The 17,459-nt window shown below is 52.5% G+C and carries 17 protein-coding genes, 5 tRNA genes and 1 rRNA gene; 17 read left to right on the forward strand and 6 right to left on the reverse strand.

Going from position 1 to position 17,459, the window contains the following annotated elements; translation table 11 throughout:
* The 6 genes from rrf to ACTQ4R_RS07535 all read left to right on the forward strand — a co-directional run.
* A 5S ribosomal RNA gene (gene rrf / locus ACTQ4R_RS07510) occupies nucleotides 1-110 on the forward strand; the annotation flags it as partial.
* A 35-nt stretch (nucleotides 111-145) separates the two neighbouring features.
* Nucleotides 146-221 (forward strand) — tRNA-Asn (locus ACTQ4R_RS07515).
* Between the two features lie 53 nt (nucleotides 222-274).
* Nucleotides 275-351: transfer RNA gene (locus ACTQ4R_RS07520), tRNA-Ile, on the forward strand.
* 37 nt (nucleotides 352-388) lie between these two features.
* A tRNA-Trp gene (locus tag ACTQ4R_RS07525) sits at nucleotides 389-464 on the forward strand.
* A 59-nt stretch (nucleotides 465-523) separates the two neighbouring features.
* A tRNA-Asp gene (locus tag ACTQ4R_RS07530) sits at nucleotides 524-600 on the forward strand.
* Nucleotides 601-606: 6 nt separating this feature from the next.
* Nucleotides 607-682, forward strand: a tRNA-Thr gene (locus tag ACTQ4R_RS07535).
* 187 nt (nucleotides 683-869) lie between these two features.
* Here ACTQ4R_RS07535 and ACTQ4R_RS07540 read toward each other — a convergent pair.
* From ACTQ4R_RS07540 to ACTQ4R_RS07555, 4 genes are all read right to left on the reverse strand, one after another.
* On the reverse strand, nucleotides 870-2,021 hold the full coding sequence (locus ACTQ4R_RS07540; RefSeq protein ID WP_441627361.1) for a tyrosine-type recombinase/integrase: 1,152 nt from the start codon (nucleotides 2,019-2,021) through the stop codon (nucleotides 870-872).
* Nucleotides 2,021-2,338, reverse strand: coding sequence for a DUF6809 family protein (locus tag ACTQ4R_RS07545; protein ID WP_441627363.1), 318 nt, complete (start codon nucleotides 2,336-2,338; stop codon nucleotides 2,021-2,023). The genes ACTQ4R_RS07540 and ACTQ4R_RS07545 overlap by 1 nt, the downstream gene beginning before the upstream one ends.
* Nucleotides 2,339-2,552: 214 nt before the next feature.
* Complete coding sequence (locus ACTQ4R_RS07550) at nucleotides 2,553-3,245, reverse strand: CAP domain-containing protein (RefSeq protein WP_441627365.1); 693 nt, start codon at nucleotides 3,243-3,245, stop codon at nucleotides 2,553-2,555.
* A 146-nt stretch (nucleotides 3,246-3,391) separates the two neighbouring features.
* Nucleotides 3,392-3,598, reverse strand: coding sequence for a helix-turn-helix domain-containing protein (locus ACTQ4R_RS07555; RefSeq protein WP_441627367.1), 207 nt, complete (start codon nucleotides 3,596-3,598; stop codon nucleotides 3,392-3,394).
* Nucleotides 3,599-3,819: 221 nt separating this feature from the next.
* Between ACTQ4R_RS07555 and ACTQ4R_RS07560 the strand changes: the two genes are divergently transcribed.
* Entirely contained in the window at nucleotides 3,820-4,134 is a 315-nt protein-coding gene (locus tag ACTQ4R_RS07560; RefSeq protein ID WP_441627369.1) for a hypothetical protein, read from the forward strand.
* 145 nt (nucleotides 4,135-4,279) lie between these two features.
* A complete protein-coding gene (locus ACTQ4R_RS07565; RefSeq protein ID WP_441627371.1) occupies nucleotides 4,280-4,465 on the forward strand; it encodes a hypothetical protein in 186 nt (61 codons plus the stop codon).
* A 79-nt stretch (nucleotides 4,466-4,544) separates the two neighbouring features.
* On the opposite strand, the gene mobP3 is transcribed toward ACTQ4R_RS07565, so the two are convergent.
* Nucleotides 4,545-6,503, reverse strand: a complete 1,959-nt coding sequence (mobP3, locus tag ACTQ4R_RS07570) for a MobP3 family relaxase (RefSeq protein ID WP_441627373.1) — start codon at nucleotides 6,501-6,503, stop codon at nucleotides 4,545-4,547.
* On the reverse strand, nucleotides 6,491-6,652 hold the full coding sequence (locus tag ACTQ4R_RS07575; protein WP_441627375.1) for a hypothetical protein: 162 nt from the start codon (nucleotides 6,650-6,652) through the stop codon (nucleotides 6,491-6,493). The genes mobP3 and ACTQ4R_RS07575 overlap by 13 nt, the downstream gene beginning before the upstream one ends.
* 325 nt (nucleotides 6,653-6,977) lie before the next feature.
* Between ACTQ4R_RS07575 and ACTQ4R_RS07580 the strand changes: the two genes are divergently transcribed.
* From ACTQ4R_RS07580 to ACTQ4R_RS07620, 9 genes are all read left to right on the forward strand, one after another.
* Nucleotides 6,978-7,511 (forward strand): RNA polymerase sigma factor, encoded by a 534-nt coding sequence (locus ACTQ4R_RS07580; RefSeq protein WP_302643244.1) that lies wholly within the window; start codon nucleotides 6,978-6,980, stop codon nucleotides 7,509-7,511.
* A complete protein-coding gene (locus ACTQ4R_RS07585) occupies nucleotides 7,508-8,224 on the forward strand; it encodes a DUF4367 domain-containing protein (protein ID WP_302643246.1) in 717 nt (238 codons plus the stop codon). Before ACTQ4R_RS07580 ends, ACTQ4R_RS07585 begins: the two co-directional genes overlap by 4 nt.
* Nucleotides 8,225-8,322: 98 nt before the next feature.
* Nucleotides 8,323-8,559: a hypothetical protein gene (locus ACTQ4R_RS07590; protein ID WP_441627377.1), complete on the forward strand. Its 237-nt coding sequence runs from the start codon at nucleotides 8,323-8,325 to the stop codon at nucleotides 8,557-8,559.
* Nucleotides 8,560-8,695: 136 nt separating this feature from the next.
* Nucleotides 8,696-9,247 carry a hypothetical protein gene (locus tag ACTQ4R_RS07595; RefSeq protein ID WP_302643250.1) on the forward strand — a complete coding sequence of 184 codons (552 nt, stop codon included), beginning with the start codon at nucleotides 8,696-8,698 and terminating at the stop codon, nucleotides 9,245-9,247.
* Nucleotides 9,248-9,863: 616 nt separating this feature from the next.
* Nucleotides 9,864-10,166 (forward strand): nucleotidyltransferase family protein, encoded by a 303-nt coding sequence (locus ACTQ4R_RS07600; protein WP_302643251.1) that lies wholly within the window; start codon nucleotides 9,864-9,866, stop codon nucleotides 10,164-10,166.
* A 46-nt stretch (nucleotides 10,167-10,212) separates the two neighbouring features.
* On the forward strand, nucleotides 10,213-10,752 hold the full coding sequence (locus ACTQ4R_RS07605) for a hypothetical protein (protein ID WP_302643253.1): 540 nt from the start codon (nucleotides 10,213-10,215) through the stop codon (nucleotides 10,750-10,752).
* A gap of 23 nt (nucleotides 10,753-10,775) precedes the next feature.
* Entirely contained in the window at nucleotides 10,776-11,015 is a 240-nt protein-coding gene (locus tag ACTQ4R_RS07610; protein WP_302643255.1) for a hypothetical protein, read from the forward strand.
* 560 nt (nucleotides 11,016-11,575) lie between these two features.
* Nucleotides 11,576-12,253 carry a hypothetical protein gene (locus tag ACTQ4R_RS07615; protein WP_441627380.1) on the forward strand — a complete coding sequence of 226 codons (678 nt, stop codon included), beginning with the start codon at nucleotides 11,576-11,578 and terminating at the stop codon, nucleotides 12,251-12,253.
* 144 nt (nucleotides 12,254-12,397) lie between these two features.
* Complete coding sequence (locus ACTQ4R_RS07620) at nucleotides 12,398-17,308, forward strand: SpaA isopeptide-forming pilin-related protein (protein WP_441627382.1); 4,911 nt, start codon at nucleotides 12,398-12,400, stop codon at nucleotides 17,306-17,308.
* Nucleotides 17,309-17,459 lie beyond the last annotated feature (151 nt).

The raw sequence follows: 17,459 nt of genomic DNA on the forward strand, positions 1-17,459 counted from the left end.
GCTGATTAGGACGAGGGTCCACCCGTTCCCATTCCGAACACGGTAGTTAAGCTCGTTTCTGCCCACAATACTTGGCTGGTGACGGCCCGGGAAGATAGGTAGCGCCAACACAAAACTCTGATGGTTTCATCAGAGTTTTGGATATTCCTCCATAGCTCAGTCGGTAGAGCACGCGGCTGTTAACCGCGGTGTCGTTGGTTCGAGTCCAACTGGGGGAGCCAAGAGGTTGCCGCCACTCGGCGTGGCGGCAACACTTCTCTTAAAACGCCGACACGGGCCTTTAGCTCAGTTGGTTAGAGCAGCCGGCTCATAACCGGCCGGTCCCGGGTTCGAGTCCCCGAAGGCCCACCAGTATGGTCGATCGCCAAGGGGAAACCTCACGCGAGATAGGGGTATAGCTCAGCTGGTAGAGCAGCGGTCTCCAAAACCGCGTGCCGAGGGTTCGAATCCTTCTGCCCCTGCCATAAAAGTCTTTACAACCTCGGTTGTATGTGATATAATAATCCGGTAGCGAGCCATAAATGGCCCGGTAGTTCAGTTGGTTAGAACGCTAGCCTGTCACGCTAGAGGTCGACGGTTCGAGCCCGTTCCGGGTCGCCATTTTATGCTGCTGTAGCTCAGTCGGTAGAGCGCATCCTTGGTAAGGATGAGGTCGGCGGTTCGAATCCGCCCAGCAGCTCCAGAAAATCCCCGAAATCATGCGATTTCGGGGATTTTTCTTACTTTTTCGGCCGAAACGGTGTGGGTCAAAATGTGGGTCAACCGCCTGACCCACACCGTGACCCACACGTAGAAATGTGTGGAAAGGTTTAGAAAGCACAGGGCAGGAAGTTCCGCCTTCCTGCCCTGTATTTTTTGCTCTTTTGTGCTCACATGACCTGCTCCATGAAGTTGCCCATGGTTTCCGCTGCTTCGTCCTGCTTCTGTCTGGTGGCGTGGGTGTAGGTGCGGAGGGTGAATCCGGCGTCGTAGTGGCCCAACATACTGGATACCGTCTTGATATCCACGCCGTTTTGCAGTGCCAGGGTTGCAAAGGTATGGCGGAGGTCGTGAAATCTGATGTGTCCCAGCCCGGCATCCTTTAGAATCTTCTTGTGAAGGTTGACCACGGAATCCGGGTAGTACATTTCGCCAGTGATAGGAGAGGGGAACATATAGGGATTTCCCGGGTGCTTTTCGTGCTCCTGAATCAGTAGGTCAACTGCCATCTGAGGGATGGAGACTTTTCGGACGGAAGTCTCCGTCTTGGGGCGGGATAGGGTGAGTTCTCCGTTTGGATTCTTGATGTACTGCTTGCTGACCGAGATGGTGCGGTTTTTAATATCCAGGTCGGACCATAGCAGTGCTACCAGCTCTCCCTTGCGCAGGCCACTGACCAGCTCCAGATAGAACATGGGCAGGAGCCCTCTGACGTCGGCAGCGTCGAGGTATGCTTTCATATGTTCAGGCTCCAGAATTTTCATCTCGAATTTCCGAACCTTGGGAGCGATACAATCATCCGTTGGATTACGGGGGATGAGCCGTTCCTTGACTGCTCGCTCAAAGGCGCAGTGGAGCATGAGATGGACGCTCCGCACCGTGGTACTGCTCAATCCCTGAGCGCCGGTTTTGGGTTTCCGCTCCCGGCCATTTTCCATCAGGTCCTTGTAGAGCTTTTGGAGGTCACGGGAAGTCAGCTTGGTCAGCTTGATGTTTCCGATGCGGGGGATCGTATAGGTGTTGATCATCAAATCGTAGCGGTCCGCTGTGGCTACCCGCACATTGGGCTTGGCATAGAGGTCATACCAAGTTTTGAGCCAGGTAGCCACTGTGAAGTCATCGGCACGGGCAACATCCATACCGTTTGTTTCTTCCAAAGCGCGTTTCAGCTTTTCACGGACCTCAGCTTGCGTTTTGCCCAGCACGTTTTTGATGATCCGCTTGCCGGTTTTAGGGTCGTGTCCTGCCGTGTAGCGGGCCTCCCACCGGCCATCTTTACGCTTACGAATATTGCCTTCGCCGTTGGCGCGTTTTTTTGCCATTATTCCGTATCTCTCCTTTCCCAACTTTCACAAGCCTGCCGCTCGTCTTCAGCCTCGAAGCTATATGGAGGCTGGTCTGCCAGCAGCTCCTGTTGGATGCCCTGGGCCAGACGGTAGCCGGACATGAAGCTGTTCAGGCAGGCTTCCTCCCGCAGTTCATCTTCCATGTCCGCTATCCGCAGGAGCAGTTTCCGCCCTGGTTTATCCAGTAAGCGGGTGAGCTGATTGTGCGTTCTCTTGATTTTCCTATCCAGATTTTCCACCCTTCTGGATGGAGCCTCGAACCTGTGGTAGAGGGCTTTCATATAATCATGCATTGTGTGCCACCTCCTGTCAGCGACACACAATACCGCAACCTTTGCGGAATAGCCATCCCCAACTGACTACAATTTTCAGAAAGTTATCAATTGCGGACAGGCTTTCTTTCTTTGTTTTGCGACGCAAATTTTGAGGTGGCGCATGAACTTGCGCTACCGACAGAGTGAGCCGCATCCGGATTCGGATGCGGCTCATTTGGGATTATCGCCACACTCATGCGTAGGGATTACACGTGGTCGGATTCCCTACGAACATGTAGCAGAAGGCTCTGCCGTTATCGATGGTAACGCCGATGCCGACGGTATCGCAATTCGGGTCGATCATCGTCGCCAGGTGGCTGGGGGAGTTCTCCCAATTCGCCACAGCCTTTTCGGGAATTTTTTCCGGGTCTGTGACGGTGAACACCGTCAGATTGGAACCGAAGCCGTGGGAATAACCAGACGCCGCCACGGTTTCGCATTCTACCCGGTTATTATGGCGGGTGTACAGGCAGGCGGAGCATTCCTGTGCCGCATCCATGAGCGCCTGATCGACCGTCAGTTCCGGGACATCATACTTTCTGCGCACCTCGTTGATACACAGAATCATTTCCTCCCGAATCTCCATATCTGTCGGCTGAGAGCTGGCTTCCCGCACCGGGGCAACTCCGGTATACGGTGCATCCGTGTCGATCTGTACGCCGTCAGACCAGTATACGTTGAAGCCTACCTGCTGACCGATGTCCCTGAGCCGCACGAAATTGTTCCCCGCAATGTTGCAGGCCGTCATATAGACCTGTTGTCCATCCACATAGATTTTTTGCCACATAGGTTCTGCCACGATTCCCGCTGCGGCTTCGCTCACTAGGGCTGCGCCGATAACCATGCCCATCACCATGGCCGTGATGTTTCTCTTATCATGCTTCATGCTGATGCTCCTCTCTGTTTTGTAACACAAAGCAATACCACAACCAGAGGACAAAAGCTATATGATTTTGCGAAAGTGGTCTGTGATAAAACGTAGGCATTACCTCCGGGCGAGAGTTTCAGCGTTCAACGGCAGACGCAAAACCATCACTTTCCCCCAACATTCTGATCCACCCATTCCTTGAGTTTGTCCTTGGGGATCACAATGCGGGTGCCGATCTTCAGTGCGGGGAAGCCCTCAGTCCGAACCAGTTCGTAATCTCCGGCACGGGAGATGCCCAGGGCTGCCGCCATCTCCAGGACCGAGAGCATCATCGGAAGTTCCTCGTAGGATTTGAACGTTACTTTTTTCATGTACTATCCTTTCTCCCTTCCTGGCGGAAGGGCCTTTTATTTGTTATCCTTCGTCTTGTTGATTTATTTCCCCACCATCTGGTGGAGGGGAGTGCCCGCAGGAGCTGCAGTTAGCCCATGCGGTATATCAGAAGAAAAACCTTTTTAATCCACAAAAGATTTTTCCTGTCTCGCGGAATCCTGTGTTATAATTAATCCATCACAATGACGGAGATGCCTTCATGGAAGAAAAGAAATGTCTCTGCGGGGGAACAATGCGTTCCCTGGGCCTGCGGGAACTTCGGATGGGTCCCACGGTCTATGCCAACGGCTCACTGGAGATAGAAATGTTCGTCTGTGACCACTGTCATGAGTTGAAGCTGTACTTGCCAGAGGTGGAGTTTCAGAAGCTGGCCTGCACACCGGAGGAACGGTATCTGCGAAAGTTCGCAGATTACTCCGAGGTGGAACTGCGCCGCATCGCGGAAAGCCACTACCAACCGGAGGCCCGCCGGGCAGCGGCAGCCCTGCTGGACCAGCAAAAAGGGACCGAATAAACCGACGTCTTACAAACCATTGACCACTCGCTCCGATGCGCCCCATTCATCGGCCTGCCCAGAGTCTCATTATCGATGACGTCGCAACGGGCGTGTTGGCCGGACGCTGCTGAACTACTGGCTGATGATCAATGACTATCCGCCCATGATCATCTACGAGGAAGACCGTCGCGCCTACTACGATGCTTTGCAGGCTTATGACGAGCAGGAGGACTTGGATCTGCTGACCGAATTCTTCGAAGAGCAGACGGTGAAGACCTGGACACGGTCTATGGAACTGATCGACAGCGATGCTCCAAAGCGCAAGGGCCTCGGCTTTTTCATGCTGTGATTTATCCGCACTCCGCCGAATCATCGGCGGAGTGCTTTCGCTATGCCGGGAGATGCTGTGCTGTCCATTCTGCAATGCATTACCTCATGGTCATATTCCAGCCGCCGTATTGCTGTTCTTCGTGATCATTCTCCTTGTGGCCATGGGCGAGGCGCTTCTCTCGCAGTTGTTCACGAAGTTTACGGTCGGCATGGATGAGTCCCGTGCCGCTCTGCGGCAGGGAGTTATCCTGAAAGATATTTGCCATGTGATGGAGCAGCCTCGTCACCGCAAGGAATACCTCCGGCGCTGTCGAAGCGATTTGCCTTTCCAGAAGGCATTGCGCGTAGCTGTGCCCCTGCTCTGCCGCCAGGGTCAGCCATTGGATACCCTCCTCTTTGTCCCGCTCGACTACCTTTCCCTGGAGCAGCAGTTTCCCCAACAGATATTGCGCATGAGGATTCCCGGCCTGGGCGGAGGTGTAGATGTGATCCATGGCCTTGCGGGTATCCTTTCTTACTACCTTGCCCTTCAGATATTCCTTGCCCAGACGGTAGGATGCATAGTAGTTTCCATTGTAGGCGGCGTGCTCCAGCCACTGGATGCCAAGCTCGGAATCGTGGACGCTAGCATCATCAGAGAGCAACAGATTTCCCAGAGCATACTTGGCTGCCGCGTATCCCTGCTTCGCCGCCTTGTCAAACCAGTACCGGGCCTTCACCCAGTCCGGCGGCAGCAGCGGGCCGTCTCGATACAGCTTTCCCATGAAATACTGCGCATGAACATCGCCTGCCTCTGCCAGCTCCCGCATATTCTCCACGGCGTCATCCCGCTCTGCCAGTGATGAGTATTCATCCTGAATGTCCGTCCGTAGCATCCAGAAATCCCAGGACACATTTTCATCCTTCTCTGTCTCATCCCTCTGGTCCAGGGTATCATCCTCGAAGGTAATTTCCCCCAGCCGGATCGTCTCCGCCTCCTGGATGACCGCGTTCTTGATCTGACGGAACTCCTTTTGCTGAGACAGCGGCGGGCGGTGCCGCTCCTTCTCGGAATAGAAATCCTCCACCTGACTTTGCAGCTCCCACCACTTTTCATAGCACTGAGCCACGGTCGGAAGCTGCTCCATCTGGTCCACGATCTCATCCACCAGCGCCTTTTGCGCCTTGGGAAGGTAGCCGTAGGACTTCTTCCCCTTGACCGTTTCCAGTTGGAGGGCCAGCTCCTGCATGAGCCGCTCCGCCTCCGGGTGGTCGCAGATCCTGTTTCGCATCTGCTGGACCAACTCCCGCATGGCTTGCCGCGCTTCCCGTACCAGCTGGTCACGGGAGACCGTTTTCTGTTCGTAGAGATGGAGCATCTCCTGTTGGAAGATGTCGTTGGTGAGTTTGGATTTGATTTGCCGGATGCCGTCCTGAGACAGGTATGCCTGACCGGGTTTTGCAGACCATGCCATCATATGCACATGGGGATGGCCGCCTTCGTCATGGAAGGCGGCGTACCAGCGGAAGTCCTGGGGCGGGATGCTCATAGCGGCGGCGATGTCGTTGCGGTGGGCGCGGAGAAGATTTCTCCACGCCCTGGCATTGTCGTAGCCCAGTCGCTCCGCATCCTCCCGCTTCAGGGAAATGATGTGCGTCCACACATTTCCCGTGTAGTTTTCCAGCTCCGCCATGGCTTTGTCCAGTTCCACACCATCTTTGTCACCGAAGAGCCCATGAGAGCCGAGCCGCTCCGCTCTGGGCCGTGTTGCGATATACTTCATGTAACCATCTAATTTCTGAACATCACTCCAGTTTTCCTCCAACGCTTGAGAGATGAATGTCGAAGCGTTAGCCTTGGTGGGATGCTCCTGGTAGTCAGCATACTCATCCATCTCCCTTGCCGCAGGAAAATCCTTCACCAGTTTTGCGATGAGCTGTTCCTGTTTTCGAGTGGGAGGGCGGTCATCCCGGATCAGTTCTACCCGCTCACGGGTGGCGATGTATCTCATATAGCCGCCTGCCGAGTTTTTGCCGTTGCACTTGATGTACGGACTTTTGACGATCAGCCTTGCCATCCGTCATCGTCCTCCCAGGATTCCCGCACCCGTTTTTCAAACGAGGTGCGGCCATTGGTCTGCTTCACATTTCGGACGCTCTCCGCACGGCGTCGGCGCAGGTCCTCCTCACTGAACTGAAAGCTGTCCGCGATGATCCCGGAGAGCATATGCACAAGACGGCCAGCCTTTGAAATTTTCAAGGCGTGCCGCACAAAAGGTCACGACCCTTCCACTGGAGGATGCTCTGGCGTGGTTGAGTGCGGGATAGGCAATTTGCAATGAAAAAGGGAGTGCCCGGCCTTACGGCTGGGCCTCCCCTTTTTGTATGCTTTATCGGTTTCCTGTCAGTAAAAGGTCTGCGGTGTGGGCGGAAGAAGGCGAGTTGGAAAGCCAGGTAAAAAGCATGAGATACTTTAAGTTTTGCAGAAAGCGCTTGACAATTTTCTATAAGTATAGAATTATAAGTTTTATACTTAAATGTGCGGGGTGACGATGATTTTGCTGACGTTTCTTTTAGCTGCATTAGAAAGTGATGAAGACCGTGCTTTATTTACAGAGATTTATGAGCAGAATCACGATAGAATGGAACAAACGGCTCTTCGGATATTGAAAGATTCGCACGATGCAGAGGACGCCGTGCAAAATGCTTTTTTACAAATTATTCGGAATTTTGATGCCCTTTTGGAGATTCCTTGTAAGAAACGTATCTTCTGGTGCATCTCTATAGTGAAGAACGAAGCACTTGCAATTTTGCGCAAAAAGAAAAAAACCGTTCTGATGGAAGAGTTGGAAGGGAATCCTGCGGCCGGTGTTGAGGAAGCGATGAGTTATAAAGAAGTCGTTCGGCTCTTTGCTCAGTTACCGGAGACCTACCGATCCGTGTTGGAAATGAAAATGATTCTGGGCTACAGCGGAAAAGAAATTGCTAAGAGCATGGGCCTTACAGAAAATGCGGTTAATGTGCGCATCACCCGTGGTCGAGCAATGCTTCGTGAAATCGCTGGAAGGGAGGGGATACATCCATGACAGATAGGGAATTGGATAGTTTGATGCGAGAAATCTTATTAGATGCTATTGCGTTGGATGAAGAAGACTGCAAAGACAGAATCCCCTTTGAGCCGTCACTAAAACATCAGCGCCAGATTGGGGCAATGCTCAAAGATCCATTGCGCTGGGCAAAGGATAGAAGTAAGCCTGTATGGAAAAAAGTTGGGCAGCGGGCGGCGGTTATTCTGCTTGTGGTCACGATCAGCTTTGGAAGTGTTATGGCTGTTAGTCCAACCGTAAGAGCAGCAGTGCTTCAGTGGATTACAGAATGGTATGAAACATACGTCAGCTATCGCTACACACAAGAGGCTCCCCTGCCGGAATCGATGCCGGAATATGAGATTACTGCCTTGCCGAAGGGCTATGAGGAAAATATCAGCAAACGTGTCGAATGGCCTAATTATGTGCAGCGCAGATATGAAAATGCGAATGGAGAAATCATTCTCTTTGACTATATTTACATGACTGATGACGCTATGACCAGCATTGAAACTGATGGAGCAGCTACTGTGGCTGTTACGGTGAACGGGCATGAAGGATTGTTTTTCTGTTCCGAAGATTCAGAAGCAGACAGTACACTTTCGTGGATCGATACAGACCAGAACCTTCACTTTACAATTAATGCGGCCATGGAGCAGGATGACATGTTGCACATGGCGGAGAGCGTCAGCTTGTCTGAAATGACGAAATAGACGAAAGTTCTAAATTTATGTAAGAAATCAACCCCCTTTTGCATCTATCGGGTAGAAGCAAAAATCCTGCTACCTAGGTGTGAGAGGGGGTGATTTACATGGGTAAACGCATTTTAGCACTAATACTTATGGCCGTGATGATGTTGACTATGGGCGCACAGGCAGTGGATACATTTGCTGTGAAAGACACGATTTCTCTCAGCTTTGACGGAACGACAGCTATTTGTTCCGCTACCTGCAAAGGCTCCAACACTGATGACAAAGTGAAGGCCACGTTGACACTCGTTTCTGAAGGAAAAACAGTAGCGTCCTGGAGTGCATCCGATTCCTATTAATAACACGGTAGATGTCTGCTACACAGCGCATAATACAAATAGGAAGGATGCTGCGTTTACTAATACAGAATTGAACTCGACATATACATTCTATGTGATTAAGAATTACTGATAGCCGAACCAGGGGGGATTGTGTATGAAAAAGTACATATCTGTTGGCGCAGTCTTGGTGGTGTGCTTGTTGGTACTCAGTGGATGCACGGAGCAACAGAGGAAAGATAATGGGCAAATAGATCCAGATGTGAGAGATGAACAGGTTGACACAAACACGAATGAGTTGCTGGAACAGGCGATTTCGGATGCCATACTCTCTCATAATAAGGATGTCTTTAGGGATGGCGATAGGCAGACATTTACTACAGAGTATCATGAGGTAATCAAAGTTGTTTCTTCAGAAAACACTGTTGAAGTATACTTGCTTGCTCTTTATGCTCAATATCAATATGAGGATGGAGAAGCAGACCTTACAGGGGCAAGTAGCATGCCGTGCGCTATTACATTTGAAATTGAGGATGGTACATACAGTGTAAAGGAATACTGGGAGCCAGAAGACGGAGAGAATTATAAAAATTCAATCCGAGAAAAATTCCCTGATGATATTGATGATGTAGATATAGAGCTACCTTCGGAGGCTATGGATGTCTGCAATCAACGTGCGAATGAATTCTTTGAAAATGGCCATAGGTAAGCTTGGTAAAGGTTAGAGATAGGAGCAGGAGGATTGTGCCATCGAGGTGGGCGGGGACAACGCGTGCGTTTGCGTGCTGTTTCCGCCTTTCTCAATAACGGTTTACCCGTTTGCGCTATGCGTGAATGGGTAAACCGTTATACGGTTAGCTTTAAATATGTTGCCACATTCTGTATAATATGGAACGCAGTTCGATCAGCAGCCAGTCCGCCTATCATCAAGGAGCGGCAATATGGTTTTCAAAAATTTCGTGCAATGTTTTCCCTTCGAAACAGGCGGACATCTTTTGAAAAAGCATATTAAAAGCAAAAGCAGGGGTATCCCCTGCTTTTGCACAGATATGGAGCGTTATTTCGGTTGTAAACCTCGTTCTTATTTGGTATACTGAAAACGGCAGAAGAGATGACGGATATGGAAACAGAGGAGGACGTATTGTGGAAGGCTGCCTGATGTTTGAACTTTCCGATCACTACATGAAACGGGTAAGGGAGACGCTTTGAGTAGAGGATGTACTCTTTGTTTAGTGTGCCTCAAAATTTGAGCCGGGTAATGGTTGTATATTTCTGAGATGCACTGAGGGAGAAAATATATATTTCAGGTTTAAGGAGGGAAAACGATGTCCGAACATATCTATTCCAAAAGTGAACTGGCGGATATTGTACTCCCGCTGTTAAAGAAGTATCGGGCGGAAAAAGCAATCTTGTTTGGCTCATATGCCAGACAGGAAGCCGATAGCTCGTCTGACATTGATTTGATGATCATAGGCGGAGGTCAGTTTGACCCCACAGATGTGCTTTGCATTGCAGAAGAACTGCACTGCATAACGGGTAAGCAGGTCGATGTGTACGATGCGTGCGAGATCAATGCGGGGGCGGCTTTTTACGATGCGATTCTGAAAGAAGGAGTTCAGATTGCATAAAATGCAGTGATGAACAGAGAATTGCTAAAATTTGTGAAACGACAGTATGTATACTAAAAAAGAGGTGAGAAATGTGCGCTTTCAACCGTTTGTTTATGATGGGTCGAATCAACAAGTCCCCGTGATGATCGAGCGGATGACTCAGAAGGATGCTGAGCTGACAAATGCGCATCCACTGTGGCAGACCTCATGGACGAGTGAGTATTTGGGTGATCCAAGGCTTGAAAAATACGCGGCCAAAGTCGGCGATGAATTGATCGCTCTGGCAGCCTATGAGATACTTGAAAGCGCGCTGGTCATCCATATTGTGTACATGGAGACACAGCCGGGGTCAAATCCCACGCTCGATGAGGGGAATCCGAAGTATACTGGGATCGGGCGACTGATGATTGCCTATGGAATTAAGTTGTCCATTGACAACGGCTTAACCGGCGATGTGGTGCTTGAAGCAAAAACAACGAGCCTTGCGAGACACTATGAAAAGGATTTTGGAGCGATTCAGCTTCCAGCCTTCCAGTCCTCTGCGCCGAGGTATTTGATCGCGGATGAAGCGGCCAAACGGATATTCTTTACCTATCTTGTTTAGTATTTTGCGAGGAGGTGCCCTGTATGGATGCGAACAAAAGGCCGGCATCGGATGCGGCGTGGTATTGCCGCAAGGATCTGGAGGAGGAACGCTTTTATGAAATTTTCTTCCACCTGTGCCGGAAGTATGGCGTGCGCTGGGCAAGTGCCACGCCAAAGGAGAAAACATTTGTTGAAGAGGTGACTCGAGTTACCTACGAACGAGACAAGGCGCAGCGGCTTGGCCTGCCGCTGTCAGAGGTGCGCCCCTCGTTTGTATCCTGAAAACGGTTTGACCCACACCGTGACCCACACGGGAAAACGAGCGGATGGAAACAGTGGAGCGGAAAGCTCCAAAGACCACGCATTTCTGGAACAAAAAGGCCCCGAAAGCACTGGAAAGCAGTACTTTCGGGGCTTTTGAGCAGTTGGTAAGGATGAGGTCGGCGGTTCGAATCCGCCCAGCAGCTCCATAAGGTCGCAACAATCTGGATATTTTAAGCGCAAAGCTTAGAGTTCCAGGAGGTTGCGGCCTTCTTTTTTTCAAATTTTTGAGTTGCGGAGAATGGATATTTTCGAGCAATTTAAGTAACTGGACGGATCTGAACTTCCCTTTTCCTGCCGTGTGCGGCAAAAGCGGCCTTTTTCAAAGAGGAAAACAGGGCAAGCTTCCCTCAAAATTATATACGAAGTTTCGGGCGTCTGTTTGTTGGTTAAGTCAAAGCCATCAAAGAGGCGCCCTTTTTCAATTCCAGATTCAAAAAGGGCGCTATTGCCCATCATACGTTTACCAGCCGGAGCAATCAGGTTTGCTCCGGCTTATTTTTTTACAGGAGGATTTTGATATGGATAAGCAAAACGATATGGCGCAGCTCCGCTACCTCGAGGAAATGGCCATCAGTTTGAAGCGAGCTGGCTTCGAGACTGGACGAATTGAAGACCACCACCTTCCTGCCAATTGGAACGGCAGCTACCTGTGCCGCATCTCCGGCAAAGGCAGTATCCTGTACCGTCAGCAGAATGTGGATGCCAATGGCGCACAGGCAGAGCTGCAAAACGTGATCGACATCGCAAAAACGACTTCTGAGTACATGGAGATGATGGAACGTGCGCCGCAGCTCAAGGCAAGAGATCTGGAGGGCGACTACCGTGTCCTGGCGGATTTCAACGGCATCGTTCTGGCGGGGCATCCCACCAGCTATGGCGTCCGCTTCATTACTTGGGAATGGGATTGGAATCGAGAGGGCGTCCACACCGGGAACTATTTCTATGAGCATTACGAGGAGGCGAAGCGGGACTTCGCCGCACGGAGCGGGCTGGTTCAAAAAGACGCCCTTTTTGCGCCGGAGCAGCTCGCCGAGATCTACCATGCCTTGCTCTTCACCAGGGAGCAGGACGAGTCTCTTTCCATTGGGCAGGATCGGGAACTGAAGAATATCATGACGCAGGTTGAGCAGTTGGTACCGGAGAACGACCTGCATCGCCGGGAATCCCCGGAGCAGAGCGGTATGACAATGAAATAAGATCAGACGGCTGAGTCGGACAGAAATGTCCGGCTCTTTTTTGTTTTGGAGGAAATCACTTATGAAAGCTGGAGACAAGCTCCGATTTAACATCAGGCTTTCTCAAGTCCCGGAATATCACCCGGAGACGGAGCCGAATCCCATATGCACCCATTCTCCGGATTGCCAGGGCTGGATATCACCGAGGAACAGTACAAGCTCACTGTCAAGAAAGTGGACGCCACCAACCCCACCAAGGGACTGGCTGGTGCGAAATTCCACATTGAAGCCCAAAACGGCTCCTTCTCCAAGGATATTACCACCGGCGCGGATGGGACCTATACGCTGTCTCCGCTGGATGCCGGCACCTATGCCGTCACAGAGACGGCTGCCCCCAACGGTTATGCAATCGATAACGCCGGTCCTGAATATGTCGTCCTCCCCAATGGAACCAGCAATAGCGTGACCGTCACCTTTACCGATACGCCCAGCATTACGGCCACGGGTAATATTCGCAAAGTCGACGCAGATAACCCCAGCCATGGCCTTGCCGGCGCGGTCATCAAAATTACCGGCGTCGATAATAACTTCACCGGCACCTATACAACGGCCATCGGCGGTGCGTTAACGGATGTGCCCTGGGACACGATGCCCATCGGCAGTTATACCGCTACTGAAGTGACGCCCCCTGCCGGGTATTCTCTCAGCAAGGACCCTGACAAGGTCAAGCAGGAGTTTTACTGGGATGGAAAGACGAATGTGTCCCTTGTTTTTGAGAATGATGCCAAGGTAAAGGTCCAGCTCATCAAGCTGGATGATTCCGACAGACCGCTCTCCGGCGCGGTATTCAACATCCTCAAGGACGGCCAGCTGGTCGGCACGGAAGCCACAGATGCCTCCGGCAAGATCAAGGTCACCAATGTTACGGAGGGTATGTATACCTTCGTTGAAGTGTCCGCCCCCGCACCCTATGCCAAACTGACATCTCCCGTCTGTGCCCACGTGGATCAGGCCGTTGTCAATGGCGGCGGCACAGTCACGGTGACGGCCAAAGACCAGAAGCTCCCCAATTTGACCATCAATAAGCTGGACAAGCAGAACAAGCTGCCTGTTGCCGGAACCGTATTTGAGATCAAGGGCATCCACTACGGCTACCATCAGGACGTCACGACCGACGCTTCCGGCAAGGCCGTTCTGACTGCTATTCCCGTAGACAGCTATGAGGTCACGGAGAAGTCCGTGCCCAAGCCCTATGTCCTGGACGAAACCAACACCCAGACGATTTATCTGGGTCCTGGTGATGATCAGCAGCTCGTCTTCGAGAACCTGAAGCAGCCCCAGCTGACCATCTCCAAAATCGACGCGGACGATTCCACCCCGGTTGCCGGAACTGTTTTTACCGTAGAAGGCATTGGCAGTGATTACCGCGGTGACTGGACCACAGGCGAAGATGGGACTATCACCAATCGCGTTGTTCCCGGCACCTATCGGATCACGGAGAAATCCGTTCCCGCACCCTACTATCTGCCGGACAAGGACGCGGACCGGGTCCAGACCATCAGCCTGAACGCCGGTGATGATAAGAGCATCACGTTCAAGAATCGCAAAATGCCTCTGCTGACCATCTACAAGGAGGACAGCGTCGCACGTGCTGATGTGGAGGGTGCCAAATTCCACATCACCTATACCAGCAACGGTGAATCTGCCGAAGCACCCGCAACCATCGACTATGGCTATTTCCTCACAGATTCCCGTGGCGAGATCAAACTTCATGAGTCTGGTAAGCGCCTGTATCCCGGCGAGTACACCGTGACTGAGGTAGAACCCGCTCCTGGCTTCCAGATGAAAGAGCCCTCCACGCAGAAGGTCATCTTGCATGGCAGCGAGAGCAAGACCCTGACGTTCCAGAACACGCCCCTCAATGCCATCATCGTCGAGAAATACGATAGCGTTTCCCATGAGGCTTTGCCTGGGGCCACGTTCCAGTTGAGATTCCTGGGCGGCACTTCCGGTACTGGCGGCACCGTTATCGGGCAGAAGATCACCGGCAAAAACGGCACAGCCATCTGGACGGGACTGACTGCCGGCACTTACATTCTGGAGGAAGTGGACCCCGCGGATGGATACAGCATCATCCAGTCCTCTGAGACGGTCTATCTGGCGGACAGCGGTGAGCAGAGTGTAGTCACCGTGCCCTTCGAAAATGCCCCCGATGGCATTCTGCTGATTCGCAAGGTCTGCTCCGTCAATCCCAGCGTGACGCTGGCCAATGCGGAATTCAAAGTGACTTATGCGGATGGCACTCTGATTGGCGATGCCAACGGCATTTTCAAGACGGATGTCAACGGCGAGATCCGCATTGATGGTCTAAAGCCCGGAAAGAGCGTGATCGTCACGGAGACGAAAGCGCCTGACGGCTTCCTCATCGATACGCAGTCCCAGACGATCCAGATCAAGGAAGGACGCACAGTATCCCTGACTTTTGCCAACCAGCCCAAGGGAAAACTGATAATCCAGAAGCGGGACAGCGCCACGGGACAGTCTTTGTCCGGCGCGGAGTTCCGTGTGACCACTGCTGCCGGATGTGAAGTGGGCCTTGACGGTGTTATCGGCACTGCAACACTAACGCAGAATGGCATTTTCACCACCGATGCGCAGGGAGAGATCCTCATTTCCAATCTTGCTCCCGGTGCCTACGTCATCAATGAGATCAAGGCCCCGGACGGCTATGTTATGGATACGGCTTCTACCAATGTAGTCATTGGAAAGAACGGCGACACCCAGACTGTAGTCGTGAAAAACTCCAAAGCCGGCTCCTTGGTCATCCTGAAGAAGAACTCGCTGAACGGAGAGCCGCTGGAGGGGGTCACTTTTAGGGTGACTACTTCTACCGGCGAATATGTGCCGGACGCGAATGGCCGGATCAGCAGCAATGGTCTCTACTATACCGATAAGGACGGCAAGATCACCATCAATGGTGTCGTAGGTACGCTGGTCGTGACCGAGGTGAGATCCATCCCCGGCTACACCATCGATCCCGCGACGAAGACACAGACCGTGGTCGTGAATCCCAACGATACCCAGACACTTACGTTTTATAACACCCCCAGCACGACCTTGGTCATCCAGAAGTTTATCGAGGGTACAGACCACGAACCGCTGGAAGGCGTCCGATTCCTGGTGACGGATAGCTCCGGCGCTGTGGTTGGCCGGAGCAACGGCGAGTATATCACGGACGAAGCAGGTCAGATCACCATTACTGACCTCGAACCCGGCACGACCGTGACCGCCCGTGAAGTGCAGACTGTCGAGGGCTACGTCCTGGATGGCACCCCCAAGAGCATTCTCATCAAAGAGGGCGAAGTCCAGATCCTGCGCTTTTATAACAAAAAGCAGGGAACGCTTGTCGTTCAGAAGAAAGATCGTGTGAGCGGCAAGCCTTTGAGTGGCGTGGAATTCCAGATCACCTACGCGGATGGCGGCTATGTGGATGACGCCAACGGCCACCTTTCCAGCAAGGGCCTCTACACCACGGATTCCAACGGTGATATCCGCATTTCCGGCATCACCGGGACAGTTGTGGTGAAGGAGACAAAAACCATCCCCGGCTATACCATCGACCCGGCTACCCAGACGCAGACAGTGGTGGTGAACCCTGCGGACACCCAGACCATTACCGTGTATAACGACCCCATTGGTGGTGTGGAGATCATCAAGGTTAATGAAGCGGACAGGTCTGAACGAATCCCCAACACCACCTTTGAGATCCGCAGGGTCGGAGATGATGCCTTGGTGGATACGGTAACCACCGGAAAGGATGGCCGTGTCTATGTACCTCTGGAGAGCGGCAGCTACTATGCCCTGGAAACCGTGGCGGCGGAAGGCTTCCTGCTGGATAACACACCGGTCTATTTCTCCGTTGAGGACGGCAGCACAACCATAAAAACTGTGACCAACAAGGCCATTTCCGGCATTCTCATTTACAAGATTTCCAGTACCACGGGCGATGGCATCTACGGCGTTTCCTTTGTCCTGTATGACAGCAGCAACACCCCCATCGCCCAGGAAACCAGCGATGACCGGGGATATGTCCGCTTCGAGGGCCTGACACCTGGCCGCTATTACCTGCGTGAACTGGAAAATGAGGGCTATGTACCTGACACGCAGAGAAAGACCGTCTATGTCAGGTCCGGCGAGACTACGGAGGTCGAGTGGGAGAACACCCCCATCACCGGTCAGATCCAGATCAAAAAGACCTCCGCGGACTACAACTCCATGAACGGCTGGCCCGCCGGTACCCCCATTCCCAACACCGTCTTTGAAATCTACAACTACAAGACAAACCGCCTTGTAGATACGATTAAGACGAATAAGAACGGGCTTGCGGTCAGCAAGGAACTTCCTCTTGGCCGCTACAAAATCGTGGAATCCAAGGCTGCGGATTTCTATGGCCTGGATAAGACGCCCATTGAGGTGGAGATTGAGTTCGCCGGTCAGATCGTGAAAGCGGCCATGACAAACAAGAGCCTGTATACAAACGTGTCCATCAAGAAAACCGGCTTCGTGGAGGTCATGCCCGGCCAGACGATCCGCTACGACCTCTCCAACATCGCCAACAACTCCACCACCAGTCTGACCTCCTTCTACTGGCGAGACACGCTGCCCACCAATGCGGTCCGGCTGGATAAGCTGGTCACCGGCACCTGGAATACCCCCGGCAATTACAAGGTGGTGTACAAGACCAATCTCAGCGGAGATACCTGGCGTGTGCTGGCGGACAACCTCAGCACCCAGCAGAATTATGTGCTGGACGCCTCGCCCGCGGCACTGGGCCTTGCCTCCAATGAGTACGTCACGCAGTTCATGGCATCCTTCGGCGTGGTACCTGCCAACTTCCGGCAGGTAGAGGCACCGAGAGTGTACTGCAGCGTGGTCTCCTGGCTCACGGGCGGCACGCAGTTCGTCAATCAGGCGGATGCGGGCGGCGTCTATGATGGCCAGTGGATCATGGCGACCTCCCGCTGGGTCACCAGAGTTTATAAGCCCAGCAAGCCCCTGCCCCGCACCGGCTATTAAGCTCTCTAAATAATCTTTAAGGGTGGACCGCCCCAAAAGAGCGGCCCACCCTTAACCATGCAATGAAATCCGGAAAGGAACCAGGCTGTAGGGGTACAGCTCCCGAAAGCCTGGTTCCTTGTCTGGGTGCCGCTGTCTCCACAGCCTCTCC

Source organism: Dysosmobacter sp. Sow4_B12 (assembly GCF_052116665.1).
Taxonomy (GTDB): Bacteria; Bacillota; Clostridia; order Oscillospirales; family Oscillospiraceae; genus Oscillibacter.